This window comes from Nocardia sp. NPDC051570 (assembly GCF_044454005.1).
Taxonomy (GTDB): Bacteria; Actinomycetota; Actinomycetes; order Mycobacteriales; family Mycobacteriaceae; genus Nocardia.
The window spans coordinates 587,714-606,928 of sequence record NZ_JBITDI010000005.1 but is presented as its reverse complement, the minus strand read 5'-3'; the positions used below and the strand labels follow the sequence as shown (position 1 = coordinate 606,928).

Annotated in this window: 17 protein-coding genes; 8 read left to right on the top strand and 9 right to left on the bottom strand. The window is 63.9% G+C overall.

The genetic code is table 11. The features are described from left to right. Positions 1-141 precede the first annotated feature (141 nt). From ACIA76_RS16180 to ACIA76_RS16155, 6 genes are all read right to left on the bottom strand, one after another. Positions 142-1,185, bottom strand: coding sequence for a hypothetical protein (locus ACIA76_RS16180; protein WP_397152559.1), 1,044 nt, complete (start codon positions 1,183-1,185; stop codon positions 142-144). A gap of 51 nt (positions 1,186-1,236) precedes the next feature. Next, the gene (locus tag ACIA76_RS16175; protein ID WP_397152558.1) at positions 1,237-3,558 is read right to left on the bottom strand and encodes a hypothetical protein; all 2,322 of its coding nucleotides are present in this window, start codon (positions 3,556-3,558) and stop codon (positions 1,237-1,239) included. 146 nt (positions 3,559-3,704) lie between these two features. Beyond that, entirely contained in the window at positions 3,705-4,079 is a 375-nt protein-coding gene (locus tag ACIA76_RS16170; RefSeq protein WP_397152593.1) for a lipase family protein, read from the bottom strand. Between the two features lie 303 nt (positions 4,080-4,382). Then, positions 4,383-4,862, bottom strand: a complete 480-nt coding sequence (locus tag ACIA76_RS16165; RefSeq protein WP_397152557.1) for a nuclear transport factor 2 family protein — start codon at positions 4,860-4,862, stop codon at positions 4,383-4,385. Between the two features lie 81 nt (positions 4,863-4,943). Further along, a complete protein-coding gene (locus ACIA76_RS16160) occupies positions 4,944-5,489 on the bottom strand; it encodes a phenolic acid decarboxylase (RefSeq protein WP_397152556.1) in 546 nt (181 codons plus the stop codon). Continuing rightward, positions 5,483-6,067: a phenolic acid decarboxylase gene (locus tag ACIA76_RS16155; RefSeq protein WP_397152555.1), complete on the bottom strand. Its 585-nt coding sequence runs from the start codon at positions 6,065-6,067 to the stop codon at positions 5,483-5,485. The genes ACIA76_RS16160 and ACIA76_RS16155 overlap by 7 nt, the downstream gene beginning before the upstream one ends. 130 nt (positions 6,068-6,197) lie before the next feature. Between ACIA76_RS16155 and ACIA76_RS16150 the strand changes: the two genes are divergently transcribed. After that, the gene (locus tag ACIA76_RS16150) at positions 6,198-6,791 is read left to right on the top strand and encodes a TetR/AcrR family transcriptional regulator (RefSeq protein ID WP_397152554.1); all 594 of its coding nucleotides are present in this window, start codon (positions 6,198-6,200) and stop codon (positions 6,789-6,791) included. A gap of 475 nt (positions 6,792-7,266) precedes the next feature. Here ACIA76_RS16150 and ACIA76_RS16145 read toward each other — a convergent pair whose 3' ends face one another. Beyond that, positions 7,267-8,103, bottom strand: coding sequence for an SAM-dependent methyltransferase (locus tag ACIA76_RS16145; protein ID WP_397152553.1), 837 nt, complete (start codon positions 8,101-8,103; stop codon positions 7,267-7,269). Between the two features lie 353 nt (positions 8,104-8,456). Here ACIA76_RS16145 and ACIA76_RS16140 point away from each other — a divergent pair, with 353 nt between their 5' ends. The 6 genes from ACIA76_RS16140 (at position 8,457) to ACIA76_RS16115 (ending at position 13,831) form a co-directional block, all read left to right on the top strand. Then, positions 8,457-8,837 carry a hypothetical protein gene (locus ACIA76_RS16140; protein WP_397152552.1) on the top strand — a complete coding sequence of 127 codons (381 nt, stop codon included), beginning with the start codon at positions 8,457-8,459 and terminating at the stop codon, positions 8,835-8,837. After that, the gene (locus ACIA76_RS16135) at positions 8,837-9,394 is read left to right on the top strand and encodes a MauE/DoxX family redox-associated membrane protein (RefSeq protein WP_397152551.1); all 558 of its coding nucleotides are present in this window, start codon (positions 8,837-8,839) and stop codon (positions 9,392-9,394) included. Before ACIA76_RS16140 ends, ACIA76_RS16135 begins: the two co-directional genes overlap by 1 nt. A 23-nt stretch (positions 9,395-9,417) precedes the next feature. Beyond that, positions 9,418-10,041, top strand: a complete 624-nt coding sequence (locus ACIA76_RS16130) for a TlpA family protein disulfide reductase (RefSeq protein WP_397152550.1) — start codon at positions 9,418-9,420, stop codon at positions 10,039-10,041. A 64-nt stretch (positions 10,042-10,105) separates the two neighbouring features. Further along, positions 10,106-10,465 carry a hypothetical protein gene (locus ACIA76_RS16125; RefSeq protein WP_397152549.1) on the top strand — a complete coding sequence of 120 codons (360 nt, stop codon included), beginning with the start codon at positions 10,106-10,108 and terminating at the stop codon, positions 10,463-10,465. Between the two features lie 386 nt (positions 10,466-10,851). Then, positions 10,852-11,658 carry a DUF1460 domain-containing protein gene (locus ACIA76_RS16120; protein WP_397152548.1) on the top strand — a complete coding sequence of 269 codons (807 nt, stop codon included), beginning with the start codon at positions 10,852-10,854 and terminating at the stop codon, positions 11,656-11,658. Positions 11,659-11,977: 319 nt separating this feature from the next. Continuing rightward, positions 11,978-13,831 (top strand): lipase family protein, encoded by a 1,854-nt coding sequence (locus tag ACIA76_RS16115; protein ID WP_397152547.1) that lies wholly within the window; start codon positions 11,978-11,980, stop codon positions 13,829-13,831. Between the two features lie 146 nt (positions 13,832-13,977). Here the strand turns inward: ACIA76_RS16115 and ACIA76_RS16110 are convergent, their stop codons facing one another. Together ACIA76_RS16110 and ACIA76_RS16105 are read right to left on the bottom strand one after the other, a co-directional pair. Then, positions 13,978-14,871: a thioesterase family protein gene (locus tag ACIA76_RS16110; RefSeq protein WP_397152546.1), complete on the bottom strand. Its 894-nt coding sequence runs from the start codon at positions 14,869-14,871 to the stop codon at positions 13,978-13,980. Positions 14,872-15,084: 213 nt separating this feature from the next. Then, complete coding sequence (locus tag ACIA76_RS16105; protein ID WP_397152545.1) at positions 15,085-15,504, bottom strand: nuclear transport factor 2 family protein; 420 nt, start codon at positions 15,502-15,504, stop codon at positions 15,085-15,087. Between the two features lie 197 nt (positions 15,505-15,701). Between ACIA76_RS16105 and car the strand changes: the two genes are divergently transcribed. Further along, entirely contained in the window at positions 15,702-19,196 is a 3,495-nt protein-coding gene (gene car, locus ACIA76_RS16100) for a carboxylic acid reductase (protein ID WP_397152544.1), read from the top strand. Positions 19,197-19,215 lie beyond the last annotated feature (19 nt).

The window sequence follows — 19,215 nt, the reverse complement described above, 5'->3', positions numbered from 1 at the left end:
GCCCCCCGGTGTGGGCCCCCCCCCCCCCCCCCCCCCCGCCGCGGCGCCCCCCCCCCCCCCCCCCCCCCCCCCCCCACGTCTGCGTTTCTCGTGGATTATTCGGTTCCGCCGAGTCTCCTCAGGGCGGTGTTTGGTGTGGTGTCAGCTCTGCGACGGGAAGAAATCCCGTTTGGCAGCGGCTACGAGTTCGGGGTAGTCCATGCCGTACGTCGCCGCGGCTCTCCAGAACGCTTCGATTGCTGACCGCAATGGCTCGAACCAGATGGCGTTGAAATATGTCGACAATGCCTGATGCTGTTGAATCAACTCGATCGATCCAGGTAGTCCCGAGACGACGGTGGGTCGGATTCGTGGATCGTTGTCGAGTCGGTAACGGGCGAGCGAAGAGTTCTCGAAGTCCGGCGGGAGGGTGCCTTGGTCGAGTGCGGTAAGGGCATCGCGGAGCCAGTCGATGTCGATGAGCCGAGATTTCTCGAAAGCCCTGTGGGCGCACCATCGCGCGAATTCGCGCTGCCGGTCTTGCGGTAGTGCTTCGATGTGGTCGACGAGGTCGCGGTCCAGGAACGCGACCTCGCGGGCGTTGATGATCTCGCCGAGCGCGGCACTGGGCGTGCGCCCGTTCCAGGAGTCTTTGCGTGCGTAGACGGCCTCTACTTCCGGGCTGTTGGGGGGGACGCGCTGTATGTCACCGTGGGCATCGAAGACATAGACGTAGTCTCGGTTGGGTTGAGGATATTCTGATGGTTCTTCGACTGGGATGTCGTCGGTCTTGCGGAGTTGCCGAACTTCCGGACCTGCATCGGCGTCTAGCCAGAGACGTATCAGGTGATACTCGTTCGATTCCCCCGCCTCGGTGACATCGAGTCCTCGGTCGATGTCGCGGCCTCGGGCGTGGGCGCGCACCCGATAGCGGCCTGCCGGGATCGGCTCGAAGCGATCGCTCGACTCCGGCTCCGATCCCATCAGCGGCAGTATCTGCAGGTCCGCGGCGGCGTCGACGATGGTCTCCTCGACCACCTCCCACTCGTCGAGATCGGTGTCGTCAGGTGCGTGGTCGAGCAGTTCGACGGTCAGATTGACGGGGCCGTAAGCGATTCCCGTCATGATGGTGACGAATCCGGGTCCTGCCCAGATCAGGTCGCTCTCGTCGGTGATGTCGGTGGTGTCTACGTTCGGATCTGTCATCAGGAATTGGCTGTGGTCGGCCTGAATCCGGCCATGTTCTATATGCATCGGTCAACTTCCTCTGACGTAGAACTTGTCGCCGTCGAGCAGCCGCTGTTTGGCGAGGAACCAGCCGGTGATACCGCCGCCGCGCGAGTTGTCCTTTCCGGGAATCATGCACATGCTGATCCCGCCCGCACCGATGTTCGCCGGCCTGGTCGGATCCAGGACCTGCACACCATTGCCGACATCGCAGTCACTGTAGGTGCGTGCCGGTCCACCGCCGGAGCCGCCCTCGTTGGTGGAGGCGAAGGGGTATTCGTCGCACTGCATCCCTTGTGGTCGCGGGCCGGGGATCTTGTTGCAGGTGGCGTTGCGATTGTTTTGCTGGTTGTTCCGCGTTCGTGTGAGGGGTGTGCCGTTCGGCGCGCCCGGCAGACCGGACTGCTGGGCCTTACGGACGTGGTCGGCCAGGGTTGGCACGTTTCGCGTCCGCAGGTCGAAGATGGGTTCGGCACCGTACACGATGCACCCCTGGCTGTTGCGGTCACCGATGTTGTCGCAGCGGACAGTGGGCGCGATGGCGGTAGCGGTGGTCACCGGGTTCGATGCGGGATGGGTAAAGGTGAATTGTGCAAAACCGGTGGTCTTGAGGACCGAGGCGGGCGAGACCGCTCCGGTGATCTTGTAGTCTTTGATGAAGTCGCCCACCACGAGCGGTTTGGGCGGTTCGTTGTTGTCGAAGGTGTGATTGCAGCTTCCGCCGTTGTCTGAATTGCACCAGACCGAGCCGGCGTAGCTGGCCTCCTCGAGTCCGCCAGTTGTTTTCGTGATGTGCATAGCAACGCGCGCGTCCCACGTGGTCGAGTTCCACTTGGTTCTCAACTGGTTCTCTTGCACAGCGTTGATCGTCCCAATGCGTGCTTTGGTCTTACGGTCGAACAGTCCGATTTCGTAATCCCGCCACATGCACTGGTACTGCCGATCGCCGATCCACTGCGATTTCGGCGTCGATGCTTCCTTGCAGAATGGCATGTCCAGCGCACTCGTGAACTCCCAGCCGGGTGCAGGCCCGCGCGGCGCAAGCGATTCCGGTTCGCGACACCACACATACGGTGTCGCGCCATCAGCATTCGCTGCAAGTTGGTTGCAGTCCGGCAGGTCGTCGATAGTCACCGCAGTACTGGATTGCGGTGTCCGGGGGGCCAGTGCACGCGGCGGTTGCTCGACATTGGTCCAGCCCGGGCCGGTCACTCTGACGCGGTCGTCGTCACCGCAGCCAGGGCAGTTACCGTCGTCGATGGAGTCCTCTTGCCAGTCGATATCGGCGATGTTGGCGGCGGTGGTGGGCCAACCGATCCGGCCACGCTGGAAGTCTTGATCGCGCGCCGAGCCGCGGGGACGCTCATCGGACGTCGGATAGCCGTAGGGCCCCTGTTCCCAGTTGGTTTTCGCCCACTTGTCGAGGATGCCGCCCGCCACTGGGTGCGCGTCGGTCGGGAACGTCCAGTACATCATGCCGCGTTCGAACCGGTTGAACCGTCCCACCCCGTCCGGGGTGCCGGTCTCGTCGCTGGTGGGGTAGCCGAGAAAGCCTTGCTCCCAACCGGTTTCGCCCCACTTGTCGAAGATCCTGCCGCCGATCGAGTACGCCTCGTTCAGCTTCCAGTAGATGGTGGAACCGGTGAAATGCTGTCTGCGGCCGATCTTGTCGGGGTTGACGATCTCATCGGTGGTGGGGTAGCCGATGTAGCCGGCCTCGTAGCCGTGTCGGGCCCAGGCGGCGAGGAAGTGGTTGACCACCGGGTGCGCCCCGCCCTGAGATGACCAGTAGATGGGGCCGTTGACGAATTCGGTGCGTTTCCCGGCTCCGTCGGGGTTGGTCAGCTCGTTCGTCTTGGGATGCAGCAGGAAGCCGTTGGGGCCGCCGAGTTCGTTGTATTTGTCACGGATCGCACCGCACACCTCGTAGGGAGCCGGCCAGTACACCTGGCAGCCCGGGGCGACACGCAGCATGCGCTGCTTTTCGATGCGGGCTTCCATGGTTTCGGCCTTGTCGGCGTCGGCCTTGGTGAATCCGTCGGGGATCTTCTCGCGGTCCGAGCGCATCTTGCCCGGCACGATCGTCTCGTTCGGATGCTCGGTCGGCTTCCAGTCTCCCGGGCCGGTCTTGGCGGGCGGTGCCGGATTCGCCTCGGGCGCAGGCGATGTCGCCGCTGGCGGGGCAGGCTTCGACGGTGCCGGTACAACAGGCGGAGCAGGCGACGGGATCGGGGCGTTGGTCGACGGGGCCGGACGCGCCGGAGTGACGGGTGCAGGCGGCGCGGGGGTGGCCGGTGCTGGTGGTGCCGGGGTGATCGGGGGTTTGGGGGTGGTCGGCGGTGCGGTTGTCACCGGTGGGCGCCAGGCTCACTCACCGGCCCATGCGGCCGTGTGGTTCGAGGGCGAAGGTGTCGAACACCGGACGGTCGCGAGAGTCGATGTCATCGGATTGTTCTGCGGCGCGTTCTTGGTCGTGAGTGATCGCGATCGTGGTGGTGTTACGGACAGTTGGACGGGGCGGGTTTGCTTGCGAAGCGGTCGGGAGGTAGCCGACGGCGAGGTCCGGCTCGGGGACCCCGCCGGTGAGGGTGTCCGCCGGGTGCTCGGACGCGATCCACGGGAACTCCTGCGGCGCAGTAGGTGTCGAGTATCGCGTCGACCTGCGTGACGGGTGTGAGTTCATCGCTGCGAGAGTTGAATTCGAAGATCGGCGTATACGGTATGCGCTGACCGAGACTGTTGATGTCGAGTCCCCGGACGACCCGCTGGTCACTCAGCGGAGTCGTCGAGATACTGGTCTGGGCACTCGCCGGGACGGTCGTCGTACTGTTCCTGGTCGAGCATGGAGCGCTCGATACCTGGGGCGTCCGCACCGAAACGACTCGCCCGATCACCCTCCCCTATCCATCCTCGGCTCGGTCGCAGCGATCCAGGCCCGGTGCATGAGACCACGTTTCCGCACCGCCATGGCGACACCAATGACGGTTCGCACGCAACGGTTGCTCGATACCCCCGCGCGGTCGGGCCGGTGTGGCGTTGCGCGTCTTCGCGTGTCGGCCGAGGGGTGAAATTCGTGAGGTCCGGGTGGCTCTGGTTGAGCAACGCCCCGTGACCAATTCGGTGATCACGGGGCGTCGGGGTTGCTCGGCCTGGTCCGACAAACGTGGTGTGTCGTTTCAGGTGCCGGGTTCGGGTTGCGGGTCGGGTAGTACGACGCGGAGCTGTAAGTGGCTGAATCGCCAACCCTCGGGGATCTTTCGGTATTCGCAGTGGTAGCGGTCCTCGGTCCAGGAACCATCGACTGTGAACCGGTGGAGGGTCCATGTGCCGGTGGCGTCGATGCCGGTTGCCTCGATGACAGGGGAGCTCAATACGTAGCCGGCGCGGGGGTTGCCGTTCGCGTAGAAGGCGTCGAACAGGGAGAATAGGGCGGCGATGTCGTCGTGGCCTCGGCGGATGCCGTCGTGGCCGAGGTCGACGACCGCGGTGGCGGTGAACAGTGCCACCATCTGATCCCATTGCTGATTCGCGAGATGGCGGACGTAGGTTCGGTGCATCGCCTGGATCTGCTCGATATCTTCGAGTCGTTGCAGGCGGGCCGCCAACCTTGCCACCACCTGGTCGGTGTCGGGCGCGGTCCTCGTGTCGGTTGTCATCGTATTCCCCCTCGTTTCCGGATTCGGATGTGGCGAAAACGGCTGCCGGACGGCGGCTCTCGGTGGGTGGTCGGTCGATGTTCAGTTGGTGCGGTCGAGGAAGCCGTCGGGCACATCGCCGGGGGCGCAGGCGATGACGTCGTCGTTGTCGAGGCCGCAGTCTTCGGCGAAGCTGATCGTGCCGAACAGGTCGGCCTGCACCTGGGGTGCGATCGGTCCGGCGTCGCGGTAGGCCTGGATTTCTGCCAGGTGCTCGTTTTGGAACACCACGGTGCGCTCGGGATGGTCGCTGACCCATTTGGCCAGGAAGCCGGTGAAGTGCACCCATCGCTGTTCCGTGTCCAGGACGAGGTTGACGCAGGTGCCTGTGGGTTCGTTCCAGGCGATGGAGTACATCGCGTCGCCGAGCCGGGCGATCACCGCGTTCTGGTCCTTGACCCAGCGACCTGTCAGCGGGTTCACGTCTTTGGTGCTGGCGTGGACTCGGTATTCGACGCGATCGTTGGTCTTGATGTACAGCTCGTACTGCCAGCCGTTGGAGTACGTGTAGATCAGATGCTTGCCCAGCAGGCCGCTGAGATCCTGGTTGTCCTGCGGAAGTCGGGTGGCGAACTGCGATGTCACCATGACAAAACCTTTCTGCCGAGTGGGTGGATGGGGTCAGTTGGTGCGGTCGAGAAACCGTCGGGCACCTGTTCGGGCGGGCAGGCGATGACCTCTTCGTTGTCCACCCCGCGGTCTTCGACGAAGGTGATCGTGGCGAACAGGTCCTCCTGCACCTGAGGAGCGATCGGCCCGATGTCGCGATACCGGAGTATCTCGTCGAGGTGCTCGTTCTGGAACCCGGCCAGTGGTGTCGGGTTGTCGCCGGCCCATTTGGCGAGGAACCCGGAAAAGTGCAGCCACCGCTGTTGGGTGTTGATCACCAGGCTGGCGCACGTGCCCGCGACCTGAACCCAGGCGACCGAATAGAGCCCGTCACCGAGCCGCGCGGTCACCGCCCGCAGGTCCTTCACCCAGCGCCCCGTCAAGGGGTTCGGTACGCCTTTGCTGGGGTGGACCCGATACTCGACCGTGTGGGCGTTCTTGATGTACAGCTCGTACTTCCAGCCGTTGGAGTACGTGTAGATCAGATGCTTGCCCAGCAGGCCGGTGAGGTCCTGATCGTCTTGGGGAAGCTGCGTGGATACCTGCGATGTCGTCATGGCAAAACCTCCTGGTATGGGGACTCCACGTTCTCTTACTAACCGGAATGGCGGTTTCGCTTACTCCCCGAGTATGTGGAAGCGGAATTCCGATTGTCAATCAGCTGTGCGCTATGCCACCCTGAGCGGCGTGGCCGATACCTATTCCGACCAGGACACGAACTCCGCCGCCGGACCGGCGTTGCGGGCGGACGCGGCACGTAACCTCGCCAAGGTCCTCGAAGCCGGTCGATACGTCGTCGCCAGAGACGGCGCGGACGCACAGATGGAAGACATAGCCCAACACGCCGGAGTGGGCGTGGCCACCATCTATCGGCGCTTCGGCAGCAAACAGGGCCTGCTGGAAGCACTGGTCGCCGACTCCACCAGGAATATGGACCAGCGGGCCCGTCCCTACGCGGACTCCGCGGACGCTCTCCAAGGTCTGCTGGACGTGCTCACCATGTTGCTCGATCTGGCCGCACGGGACCGCCATCTACTTATTGCACAGGCCGGTACGCCGTATCCAGCGGCCTCCGGCATCACTCCGGACAGCGAGCTTTACGCTACGCTGCAGCACCTGTTCACCAGGGCCCAACAGGACGGGCAGATCCGCCCCGATATCACCCTGGACACAATCCAGCCGCTGATCACCGGCATGATCACCGCCACGATCCACCACCCCGACGATCCCACCCGCCACACCGCCCTGGGTGTGATCGACCGCGGCATTCGCACCGATTGAACAAAGCCATCGGTCGCGCCACGCCGACCCCGGTAGCGGCCGCGTCGTTGTGTTGGTCATCGATACCGTCCGTCCGTAGCGGCCCCGGACTGTCGATGACGGACAGTCTGCATCCACGAATGGCCAAGGCCGACAGAAGGATTCTCAATGAGAGAATCACATTCCGAATCAGGAGAGTGTCGAGTCCGGGCATCGCTCGCGGATCCCCGATGCCACTGGCTGCCAGCCGAGTTTATGCCGATCGAAGGAGACCCTGCGGACCATCGCCAGCGCGGTTGGTACGACAGTCACCTCACCGTCTAGGATGGCTGCGATCGCACCGAGGATGTGAGCGGTCGGTCCGGTGCGTTCCGGGCTGAAACCGACTACCACCCCACCGATCCCGGCTGCGGCGTAGAGCGCGGATCCCGTGCGTGCCGGCTCACGGGTACCTCCGTTCGCCTTGTGCGGGAGAGTCGATGGACGACGTCGTACATCAGTCCCTGCTAGCAATGACCAGTTGGTGCCCGGGCTCCCATGGACGATCGGGGGTGTCGGGAAGTTCGCGTCCATATGCTCGCGCCTGATCGGCCATGCGGACTATCTCGGCGTTCCAGCCGTATCCAGCCAGCCACCCCGCCGTGTCAGCGGGTGGGCCCCACTTCCACAGCGCCCGGAAATCCGCAGCCGTAGAAGCGCCCGACGGGAGTGCCGGGAGGGTCTCCGGCCGCGGCGCCAGACTCATCCCCAGCTCACTGCCTGCGGGTGACAACCGCGCCACCCTGGTCATCAGCGTGTTCACGTCGGATTCGTCGAGGTACTGCAGCAGTCCCTCGACGATCCAGGCGGTGCTGAGGTCGGCGCGGAACCCGGCGGCCTGCAGGGCGGCGGTCCAGTCGTCACGTAGATCGACCCGAACCTCGATCCGTTCCGCGCGTGTCGGGTCGACGTGCGCCAGCACACTCGCCTTGAACGACAGCACGCTGTCGGTATCCAGCTCGAAAAACCGCACCGGCGAGGGCCAGTCGATGCGCAGCGCGCGCGTGTCCAGGCCCGCGCCGAGCAGCACGACTTGACCGCAACCGTGCTCGACCGCCGCACGCACATAGTCATCGAGGAACCTCGTCCGCACCGGAATGGCCACCACGAACCAGGCTTGCCTGCCGCTTGCCCGCATCTGCTCTGACGACCAGCTTTGGGCGTCGAAACCGGACTCGACGACGAACCTCCGCGCCCATGGGTCGTCGAACAGCCGGTCCGGCCGTTCGGATTCGACGGCCCGGCCCGCCGCGATCAACGCCGCGGTCGCTTCGACCCCGCTCAATGCGCTCACCAGAACTCCTTCACAGCAGCTCACGTTTCACGACTTCACGGCCGCCCAGAACAACACGCGATGGCACATCTCGGTCAGCTCGGCGGGCGTACGGCAACTGCGGCATCGCCCTACCACACGAATCGACCAACCCGGCCACACTGAGCACACGCACCGGCCCGCGCGTCGCGCCACAGCGTCCGCTCAACCAAAACCGCCGAATCGAGACTACGCCCGGACAGCCGAATACGGCGGTGCCACGAGACAGCGGCGCGCCGTCGGTGGGGCGGTGCCGGGCACGGTCCTCATGAAGCGCGGTCCCCCACCGGTTGCTCGGCGAATGCTAACGTCCGTATCCACCCATCCGTTCGAGGATGGACATCGAATACCTGGCGGGACCTCACGATCCGAACGGAGAGTCGATGATCACGGCAAGGAGCGATAGGCGTCGGGCGCTCGGTCTCATGGTCGGTCTGCTCGGCATGGGCGCCGCAGCGATGATCGGAGCACCGCAGTCCGGCGCGGTGTCGATGCGATATCGCCAGAGCTGCGGCGGCAGGGCTGAGTACGACAAATGTCTGAAGGACAGCCATGCCGAGCTCCAGGCCTGCGGGGCTGGCGACCACGCCTGTGTATGCAAGGCGCGTACGGCGATCGAGAAGTGTTATGAGCAGTGCCCTGCCTTCGAGAAAACGGACAAGAAGAAGGAGAACCACGATGAGAAGGTAGAAGCATGCGAGTGTGCTGAATCCTAATGAGTGAAATGGCGCCGTTCGCAGCACGTCTGCTACTTGCGGCCGTATTTCTGCGAGCAGGAATCTGGAAGGCTGCGCAATCGGCAGAGTTCGTCCGGGCGCTGGGAGAGTATCGTCTGTTGCCCCGCGTGATCGTGCCGGTTGCCGCGCGTGGCCTGATCGGAATCGAGATCATCTGCGGTCTGGCGCTGATCTCGGGTGCGTTCGTGTCCGCTGCGGCCTACTGCTGTGTGGTGCTGCTGATCGCTTTCACAGCGGCAATAGGAATCAATCTCGTGCGAGGGCGGGCAATTTCCTGCGGCTGTGGTGGCTCCGACGAACGGACCATCAGTGGCTGGCTTCTCGTCCGAAATCTCGCCTACGTTCTCGCGGCGGGGATCGTCGCGATGGCCCCCGCGACAGGACCCGGGATCACCGCCGCGCCAACCACGCTCACCACCACAGCAGTGCTCTGCACCGCACTGACGCTGCTCACTGCAACCGCTGCGGCCCGGCTTGCCGTCGCTACCGGTCGGCTGGTGGGTATTCATGGACGTATCAACCGGCTGCTGGATTAGGCCCTCACAGAATCGAATCCGGTATGACCACACCCTGGATAGTCGCGTTCATCGGTCTCGTCGTTCTGGTCGCGGCGTTGACGTTGGTTGTATTGGGCATGATCAGTCGCGGCAGCGCCGCATTGGAACGTCTCGAACATCACGTGGAGTCACTGGTGTCCCGGGTGGGGCCGGTACCCGGAACGCCACTGCCTGACATCGCGGTCACCGACCCCTCGGGCACCTACACGAGCTTGGCGGCACTGCGGGGAACCCCGTTCGTCCTTCTTGTCGTCAGATCTGGATGTCCAGCGTGCCAACGCCTTCTCGACAATATCGGCAACAACCCCGACACCCCGGCTGTCCATCAGGTAATCCTCCTCACCGATACGGCGACGGGCGACGAACCAACGCATGCACCCCTTCCGGGGTGGATCACTACCCTGCACTCGGTCGAGAGCATCAGTAGGGCTCGAATCGGCGTCGACCGCACGCCCATGGCCATAGCATTCGCCCCGAACGGAACCGTTGTCGAAGCAGACATCCCCGCATCCGTCCATGATCTCCATGTTCTGGCCACCCGAATTCCGGCGGCGACAAGCGATACCGAGTCAGACTTGGATAGCGGATCGCTGGTAAATATCGATCGGTCACATCTCGGGGTCTGATCGGACAGCCGGTTCAGGTGCTGAGGCCAAGAACCGCCGACGACATCGCCCATACGATGCTGCCGTGATCGAGATCGGTTCGAGGGCACGCAAGTTGCCAGCACCTCCGCACGTCGTATGGGAGTCGCTCACCCAGCCCCATCGCCCGACGGGTCGGCCCTGGCTTACCTTGCTACCGGACGAAATCGAGACCGAAGTCCTGCAGGCTGTGAAACCCGGAACGGTCGTGTGGTCATCGCTGTGGCCCACAAGGCCAAATGACCAGGTGCACTTCGAGTTGACAGTCGCTCCCAACGGAGAGACGTTACTCCGGTTCACCTTGCTGACCCCGGACGAAGCGCCCGATCAGAGCAAGACAGGGCACCTCAGGCGGCGGATGAATGAACTGCTCTTCGCGAACCTGCGATTTTCTTACGGCCAGTAACTGGGACATGAATCCCCCGGCATGTCGGAGACTTTAGCCAGGACGAAATATCTTGCGCCACAAGGCACAAGTCATTTCGCTTCTGCTCGGGGCCCGGGCGGTCGGGCAGCCGTAGGTCGGGTGCGGCCGTCGACGGTTTCGAACTGAGTGACGGTGGTGTCGACGGTCTTGGAATCGTCACTTACGTGCGCGACCGAGGCAGCGGGGGCATCGGGATCATCACCCGCAGGCACGTGCCGTCGGACCTGGGAATTTGCCACACAGGTGACATACGCAGGCGCGGTGCGGCAGTATCAATCGCAACCCTGGTCTGCTATACGTCGGGTATGTGGCAGTGCGGCAGGTCAACTGGCAACAGACATATCGCTCGGCATCGGGGAGGCGACTTGCGCATCACCGTCCGTGTTCTGTTCGTTGTCCTGGCCTTGATCTGCGGTTCGGGGCTGTGGTCGCCCACCGCTGGCGCCACGCCGACCGCGAATCTCGACGACACCACCTCGCACAAGCTCGACGAATTACTGGCGGTGCGCAACGGGCTTCGCGCCGGCACGCCCAGGGGCGATGCGATCGACCAGCTCTCGGCGCGATTCCTCGGAACCCCGTACGGCCCGGACATGCTCGTCGGCTCGCCCACCCAGCCCGAACAGCTGGTCGTCGACCTGCGGCGCGTGGACTGCTTCACATTCCTCGACTATGTGGAGGCGCTCAGCAGGTCGGCCGACCGCGCCGATTTCATGAACAAACTTGTCGAAACTCGGTATGCGGGTGGGCAGATCGACTTCTGGCACCGCAAGCACTTCTTCACCGACTGGGCGAACACGCCGCGCATCGCGGCCACCGATATCACCGGCTCCCTGACGTCGGCGGCGATCACGGTAAGCAAGCATCTCAATGCGAAAGTCGATGGAAGCAACTATCTTCCGGGGATTCCGGTGGTCGACCGCGACATCACCTACATTCCCGCGGGCGCGGTGAACGACGCGGTTGTTTCGCAGCTGCACACCGGCGACTTCATCGGCGCGTACGCCGACGAGCCAGGCCTCGACGTCACTCACGTCGGCATTTTCGTGCGAACACCGAACGGTCCGGTATTCCGCAACGCCACCTCGCTCGCCGCCTACCAGGTCGTCGACACACCCTTGTCGCAGTACGTGGCGACGACGCCCGGCGTGATTGTCCTGCGTCCGTCCTGACCAGGCCTTTCCCGACCGGTCAGGCCGCCGAGGTCGCACGGTCCGTGTTGCTGGACCGCGATCTCAACGGCGGGATCGGCTGTCAGCCGGGCGAATAGCGCCGGGGATCGTGTCCCGATCAGAGTCCGATCGGTGTCGACGCACCACGCTCGATCATCTGGCCACCAGATATTCCGGGCGCAACCGGTCAGGTTCGGATCAGTGGGTTCCGTTGTGTGCCCGAGCATCCGGTACGGAGTGCGCGGTCGCAGATCAGCGACGATCGTGGAGAACACGTGTCCGGCCGGATCAGCCCACCAATTTCGATGAATCCCCGAGATTGACGGTCGAGTTGCCACAGACAGGGTCAACTTCCATCCGCAAATGTGGTTCGCGTCAAAGTTATACGCTCTCGACCCGATGCATTCGCAACGTTCACGCGACATACAGACGTCGGGCGAACCTACTGGGCATTAGGCGCTATCAGTTTCTGTTAAGGTTCCTGCAACGCAGTTGCTGCGCTATAGCCATGATGCGGCAAGCGAGCAGAACCCTCATCGCCGCCTGTGCATACTGCGTGTTCAGCGCTGTCCACGATGAAACATACGCATGTCCCTCGGAGAAGGATGGTACGAACATGTTCACGTCCCGGCCCAGGCGTTATCGATATGGGTTTGCAGTCACTGTCGCGGCCGTCTGCCAGGTAGCGCTTGCCGCCATTGCCAGTGCGGCCCCGTGCCCCTGTGCATCGCTACCGCGCAATCCGAATTCGCCCATCGGATATTGGGACCAGGAGGTTTCGGACAACTATCAGCCCATCGGCGTTCGCCCGAGGCTGCCGTGGTATCAGCTTCCCGGGTTCCCGCAGGACGATCCGTTCTATCACCCACCGGCCCAGGCGTTCGTGGACAAGAATCCCGGTGATCTGATCGAGGCCCGGGAAATCGTGCCCGCGTACTTCGCGATCGTGCCGTACGACATGGACGCCTGGCAGCTGTCCTACCGCTCGACCGATGGTCATGGCAATCCGATTCCGGCGGTGACCACCGTGATCAAGCCCAAGGGCGACAACGGTGGCAGGCCGCGAAATCTGGTGTCGTATCAGGTCGACGAGAACTCGACCGCACCGCAGTGCAAGCCGTCGTACACCATTCAGATGGGGTCGTTCTTCCCCGGCTGGGGCGGCCAGTCCGGCACGAATCACATCTCTCAGATCCCGATCCTCGAGTCGCTGGCCAGCGGCTGGGCGATATCGATCCCTGATCACCAAGGCCCGAACGAGGGGTTCGCCGACGGCCCGACCGGCGCCCGGGTCACTCTGGATGGCATCCGCGCCGCGGAGAACTTCCCGGCGATGGGTCTGGGCCGGACCACCCAGGTCGGCATGGTCGGTGACTCCGGCGGTGCGATCCCGACCGGGCACGCGGCGGAGTTGCGACGGTCCTACGCACCGGAGCTCAATATCGTCGGTGCGGCACACAACGGCACACCGGCGGATATCAAGGCGCTTGTCGACTACGCCAACAACCAGATGACTTCCGCGCTCATCTTCACCGGTTTGGTCGGGATCTCCAAGGCCTACCCGGAATTCGGGCAGTACTTCGACCAGCATGCGAACGATGTCGGCAAGGTCTGGCGGAATTACAACTGGAGCACGTGCATGGTGAACTCCACCGGGATATTCCCCTTCATGAACATCAAGGGCATCTTCGACAGCCCCGACTTCACGCTCGAGCCCCCTGTGGCTCAGCTGCTGGACGAGTTGCGGATGGGCAAGGCCACGCCGGACATGCCGGTGTTCATGAACTCCGCGGTGTACGACTGGGTTTCGCCGATCAGGCCGATCGACGACCTGGTGAACGGCTACTGCACCAGCAGCGACGCCCGCGTCGACTACCGGCGCAACATCGCCGCCGAAACCGTCCTGCTCTACGGGGAAGCGATCATTCCGGCGATGAACTGGCTCAACGACCGGTTCCAGGGCAAGCCGCTGAACGGCTGCAACCGACAGGATTCGCCGGTCACCACGCACCCGGCCGAGCTTGCCGACTTCGAGTCCAAGCTGTCACCGGAAGGCCTCGACTGTTTCCGGAAGGAACAGGACGCCCGCAGGGCCACCGCGGCGCAGTTCGAGACAGGTACTCCGCCGTGGGAAAACCCGCAGTTCAACGTCCAGACGGGCGAGCAGAAGTAGCGGACTAGCGTTTCAGTGAACGGCCTGGCTGGATATCCAGCCAGGCCGTTCGCTTTCCAGCACTGCGTCGATACCAGCACCGAAACACGCGAGTGAGGTTGCGGCACTACGGCTATCGGTGTGCGGTGCGGGCAGCTGTGGTGCTGTCAACGCGGCAGTGGAATGAGAGCGAGCTGACGCGTCTGCGCGATCACCGCACCGGTGGCGTCGAGGACGAGCTGATCCTGGTCGAACATCCGCTCGCCGATCTCGTGCGTTGTCGCGATGACACGCAGCCAGCCGGGTGCCGGGCGGCGGCGCAGATAGGTGGTGAGCTGGACGGTTGGCGACCAGCCGAAACGACCCAGATTCATCGGTACCGGCGGGCTCATATCGCCGGCCATCATCGCGAAATAGGCGGCCACGTCCGGGTTCCGCTCATCGGCGGGACGCGGGCGGATCCACAGCCGCAGCCGGGGCTCGCCCTGTTTGCTGTCGAGGAAGCGGGCCCAGATCGGATCGAGGGCCACCGAGGCGCCCTCACTGATGTGGGCGATGCGCATCGGCGAATCGGGCCCGTAGGCGACGGCGTCGGCGGTCGGTTCGGCGGGCATATCGGTATAACTCTCGGGGGCGTAGACCGGCGGTGCGTCATCGAGTTGGCTGAAGGTGAAGGCGGTGTGCACCAGGGTGCGCCCGCCCTGCAAGAGGTCCACGTCGACCAGGCAGATCTGCCGGCCGGTCTTGCGGATGCGCACCTCGTAGTCGACCTCGCCGGGGTCGGGCGCCCCGAGGAAATCGGTGCTGGCCGCTATCGGGAACATCTCCGCCGATTCCGGATGGGTGGTGCGCAGACAGCGGGTGGCGGCCGCGGCGCTGGTGGCGACCATAGTGCCGCCGTGCAGCTTCTTGCCGATGGTCCAGATCGCATCGATGACGCCGCGGTAGCGACCGATGGCCGGATTGTCCGAGGGCAGCTCGGTCGGCGCGCAGGCCCGGCCGAAGGGGGCGTCGTCCAGAGCCGCGACCGACTGTTGGAGGTCGCTCGTCGATTCCGTCATCTCCGCTACCACTCCTTCCGGACCTGGGACACGGTCTTGGCCGCAATTTTGCCCATGCGGCCTATAGGTGTCACCCATAAGGCAAAGCTGTGTTGCTACCTTTTCGCTGTCACCTGCAATTGGTCGACGGCATATCGACCGCGCGGTCGTGTCCTCGGCGAACGGAAGCCGACCGCCTTATCGTAAACCGTTCGCGACCAAGCGTATTCGCGCTCAGCTGACGATTTCGGCCGCGAGACTGGCACGCATCCGCTCACTGAATACGGTGAGGGCCGACATCGGCCGGACCATGGAGGTCACCACCGCGATGCGATCGGAATCGTCGACCTGAAACAGGGCGATACTTTGCGCCGAGACGTTGTCGACACGTCCACGGAACAGCAGGACGCGCGCGTCGGCAGGCCCGGCATCCCAGACCGCCCCGGCCAATTCACCCAGATAGCGGGCATCTTCGAAGACGTCCATCAGCGCGCGGAAGATCGCCCGTCCAGCGGCATGCCCTCGGTATGGCTTGTCGCCGGTCGCCGGATACAGATCACAATCCGGCGCCAGCAGGGCCGTCATCGCATCCAGGTCCCGAGCCAGGAATGCGGTCCGGAACCGGGTCACGGCATCGGGAGCGACAGCGGTCAAGACAACCTCCTCTATTGATGGGCGTCGACACTTGCAATGCACGATCCAACGGCAATCTCCTGACTGTAGCTGAAAAGTAGCCGTATCCCGAGGTCTCCGGTGCTGCGGAGTATCTTCATCATGGCCTGATCGATCGAAGCCGTATCAAGATCGCTGGATATCCGCCCGCCCGCATGCATCGAAGCAGGAGGTCGTGGATGGACGAGGAACGGCCCGCGGAGCTCGGACAGAGGGTCGCTGATCTGATCGCCCGCGATGAACAGGTGCGCAAGGCCGAGCCGATCGAGGCGATCAGTACGGCCATCGCCCGGGAGGACATGCCGATCGCGCAGATCGTGGCGACGGTGCTGGCGGGCTATGCCGATCGGCCGGCACTCGGCGAACGTGCCGTCGAATACGTCACCGACGAGAGCGGTCGGCGGCGGGCACGAGTACTGCGCCGGTTCGACACCGTCACCTACGGCGAGCTGTGGCGGCGGGTGCGCGCGCTGGCCTCGGCGTGGCACCACGATCCCCAACATCCCACGCGGACAGGCGATTTCGTCGCGATTCTCGGCTTCACCAGCATCGACTACACCACGGTGGATCTGACCTGCAACTATCTCGGCCTGGTATCGGTGCCCTTGCAGGCCGGTGCATCGGAGGCCCAGCTGACGCCGATCGTCGCCGAGACCGAGCCGCGGGTACTGGCCACGGATATCGAGCAGCTCGACCGGGCGGTTGATCTGTTACTGGTCGGCGATTCGGTGCGGTCGCTGGTGGTCTTCGGCTACCGCGCCGAGGACGACGATCACCGCACCGCCGTCGAGGCCGCTCGCCGCAGGCTGAGCGATGCGCCGATGCGGCTCGAGGCCGTCGACGCACTGATCGCCCGCGGACAGGAACTGCCCGCCGCGCCGATGCACACCGACTGCGACCGAGACGAGCTGGCGCTGCTCATCTACACCTCCGGCAGCACCGGAACACCCAAGGGGGCGATGTACCCGCAGCGGATGGTGACGAGTTTCTGGCTCCGTGCCATCAACACGCCTTTGCCGACCATCGGCGTGAGTTATCTGCCGATGAGCCACATAGCCGGACGGGGGTCGCTCTTCTCGTGCTTATCCGCTGGCGGCACAGCATATTTCGCGGCGCGCAGCGATATGTCCACCTTGTTCGAGGACATCTCGCTGGTGCGCCCGACGACGCTGTTCCTCGTGCCGCGGGTGTGCGACATGGTGTTCCAGCGCTTCCAGAGCGCGGTGGACCGCCGGACGGCCGAGGGCGGTGACCGGGAGGCGATCGAGCAGCAGGTGAAGACCGAACTGCGCGAGGAGATGCTGGGCGGACGCATCCTCGTTGTCACGGTGGGTAGTGCACCGCTGTCGGCCGAGATGAAAACGTTCATGGAGTCGGTGCTCCACACCGAGGTGGTCATCGGCTACGGCGCCACCGAATCCGGCGGCATTCTGGTGGAAGACGAGATTCAGCGCCCGCCGGTAATCGACTACAAGCTGGTCGACGTGCCGGAACTGGGTTACCTCCACACCGACAAGCCCTATCCGCGCGGTGAGCTGCTGATCAAATCCGAGACCATGTTCCCCGGCTACTACAAACGGCCCGAGCTGAACACCGAGGTCTTCGACGCCGACGGCTTCTACCACAGCGGCGACATCATGGCCGAGATCGGGCCCGACCGGCTGGTGTACGTGGACCGCCGCAACAATGTCCTGAAGCTGTCCCAGGGCGAGTTCGTGGCAGCGTCGAAGCTGGAGGCCCTCTTCACCAGCAGCCCACTGATCCGGCAGATCTACGTCTACGGCAACAGCGAGCGGGCCTATCTGCTGGCCGTGATCGTGCCGACGGATTCCGCCCTTGCCGCATACCCGGATGTCACCGAGCTGAAAGGGGCGATCAACGAGTCGTTGCTCGAAGTCGCCAAACATGTCGAGCTGAATTCCTACGAGATCCCCCGTGATTTCCTGATCGAGACCGAACCGTTCAGCACCGAGAACGGCCTGCTGTCGGGGATCGGAAAGTTGTTGCGGCTCAGGCTGAAGCAACGCTACGGCGAACGTCTCGAACAGCTGTACACGGAACTGGAGCAGGGACAGCAGGAGGAGCTGAGTACTCTTCGCCGCGAGGGGCGTGACATATCGCTCGAACTGTTGATGGCCCGGGCCGTGCACGCCCTCTCTGGTTGCGCAACAACGGATATCAATCCGGATGCGCATTTCACCGACCTGGGCGGCGATTCGCTGTCGGCGCTGTCGCTGTCGAATCTGCTGCAAGAGGTCCTCGGTGTCGAGGTGCCGGTCGGTGTCATCGTCAGTCCGGCCAATAACCTGCAGCAGTTGGTGGACTACATCAAACAGGAACAACAGTCCGGTGTTTCGCAACCCACGGCGACTTCGGTGCACGGCACCGGCACGCGGATTCGTGCTGCCGATCTCACCTTGGACAAGTTCGTCGCTGCCGAAACACTCGCTGCCGCACCGGATTTGCGGCGAGCTCCGCAGCCGCCCCGGACGGTGTTGCTGACCGGCGCGAACGGTTATCTGGGCCGGTTCCTCTGCCTGGAATGGCTGCAGCGGCTGCACGACGTGGGTTGTACGGTGATCTGCCTCGTGCGCGGCAGCGATGCGACCGCGGCCCGCAAACGCCTCGACGACGCCTTCGACAGCGGAGATCAAGAACTGCTGCGGCACTACCGGAAATTGGCCGAGGGCACCCTGGAGGTACTTGCCGGGGATATCGGTGACCCGGGTCTCGGCCTGGAGGAACAGGTTTGGCGTCGACTGGCCGACAGCGTCGACCTGATCGTGCATCCGGCGGCGCTGGTGAATCACGTGCTGCCCTACAACCAACTCTTCGGCCCGAACGTGGTCGGGACGGCGGAGATCATTCGACTGGCTCTGACATCGCGGATCAAACCGGTCACCTACCTGTCCTCGGTGGCCGTGGCCTCGCAGATCTCGGGGACGTTCACCGAGGATGGTGATATCCGTGAGATGAGCGCGGTGCGTTCGATCGACGACGGCTATGCCAACGGCTACGGCAACAGCAAGTGGGCCGGTGAGGTGTTGCTGCGGGAGGCGCACGATCTGTGCGGGCTGCCGGTTTCGGTATTCCGGTCGGATATGATTCTGGCCCACAGCTATTACGCCGGGCAGCTGAATGTGCCGGATATCTTCACGCGACTGATGCTGAGCGTGCTCGCGACCGGTCTGGCCCCGAAGTCGTTCTATCAGCTCGACAGTACCGGGGATCGGCAGCGCGCTCACTACGACGGTCTGCCGGTCGACTTCACCGCGGAGGCCATCACCACGCTCGGCGCCCAGGTGACGCCCGAATTCGAAACCTTCGACGTGATGAACCCGCACGACGACGGAATCTCCCAGGACGAGTTCGTCGACTGGCTGATCGAGGCGGGCCAGCCGATCGAACACATCGATGACTACGCCGAGTGGTTGTCGCGCTTCGAAACCGCGCTACGCGACCTGCCGGAGCCGCAGCGTCAGCACTCGGCCCTGCCGTTGCTGCAGGCGTACCAGCAGCCCGAGGCACCGATTCGCGGTTCCACATTGCCGGCCAAGAGGTTTCAGGCCGCCGTACAGGCGGCCCAGATCGGCCCCGACCACGACATCCCGCATCTGACGCCGGCCCTCATCCAGAAATACGTCAGTGACCTGATGATACGAAAACTGTTGTGAAGCAGAGGAACCCCTTCTG

Excerpts from the sequence above, each read along its gene's own strand:
- ACIA76_RS16160 (WP_397152556.1), bottom strand. The coding sequence starts at position 5,489 with ATGGTGACATCGCAGTTCGCCACCCGACTTCCGCAGGACAACCAGGAT.
- ACIA76_RS16140 (WP_397152552.1), top strand. The coding sequence starts at position 8,457 with ATGGACATCGAATACCTGGCGGGACCTCACGATCCGAACGGAGAGTCG.
- car (WP_397152544.1), top strand. The coding sequence starts at position 15,702 with ATGGACGAGGAACGGCCCGCGGAGCTCGGACAGAGGGTCGCTGATCTG.
- ACIA76_RS16130 (WP_397152550.1), top strand. The coding sequence starts at position 9,418 with ATGACCACACCCTGGATAGTCGCGTTCATCGGTCTCGTCGTTCTGGTC.
- ACIA76_RS16180 (WP_397152559.1), bottom strand. The coding sequence starts at position 1,185 with ATGACAGATCCGAACGTAGACACCACCGACATCACCGACGAGAGCGAC.
- ACIA76_RS16135 (WP_397152551.1), top strand. The coding sequence starts at position 8,837 with ATGAGTGAAATGGCGCCGTTCGCAGCACGTCTGCTACTTGCGGCCGTA.
- ACIA76_RS16110 (WP_397152546.1), bottom strand. The coding sequence starts at position 14,871 with ATGACGGAATCGACGAGCGACCTCCAACAGTCGGTCGCGGCTCTGGAC.
- ACIA76_RS16155 (WP_397152555.1), bottom strand. The coding sequence starts at position 6,067 with ATGACGACATCGCAGGTATCCACGCAGCTTCCCCAAGACGATCAGGAC.
- ACIA76_RS16165 (WP_397152557.1), bottom strand. The coding sequence starts at position 4,862 with ATGACAACCGACACGAGGACCGCGCCCGACACCGACCAGGTGGTGGCA.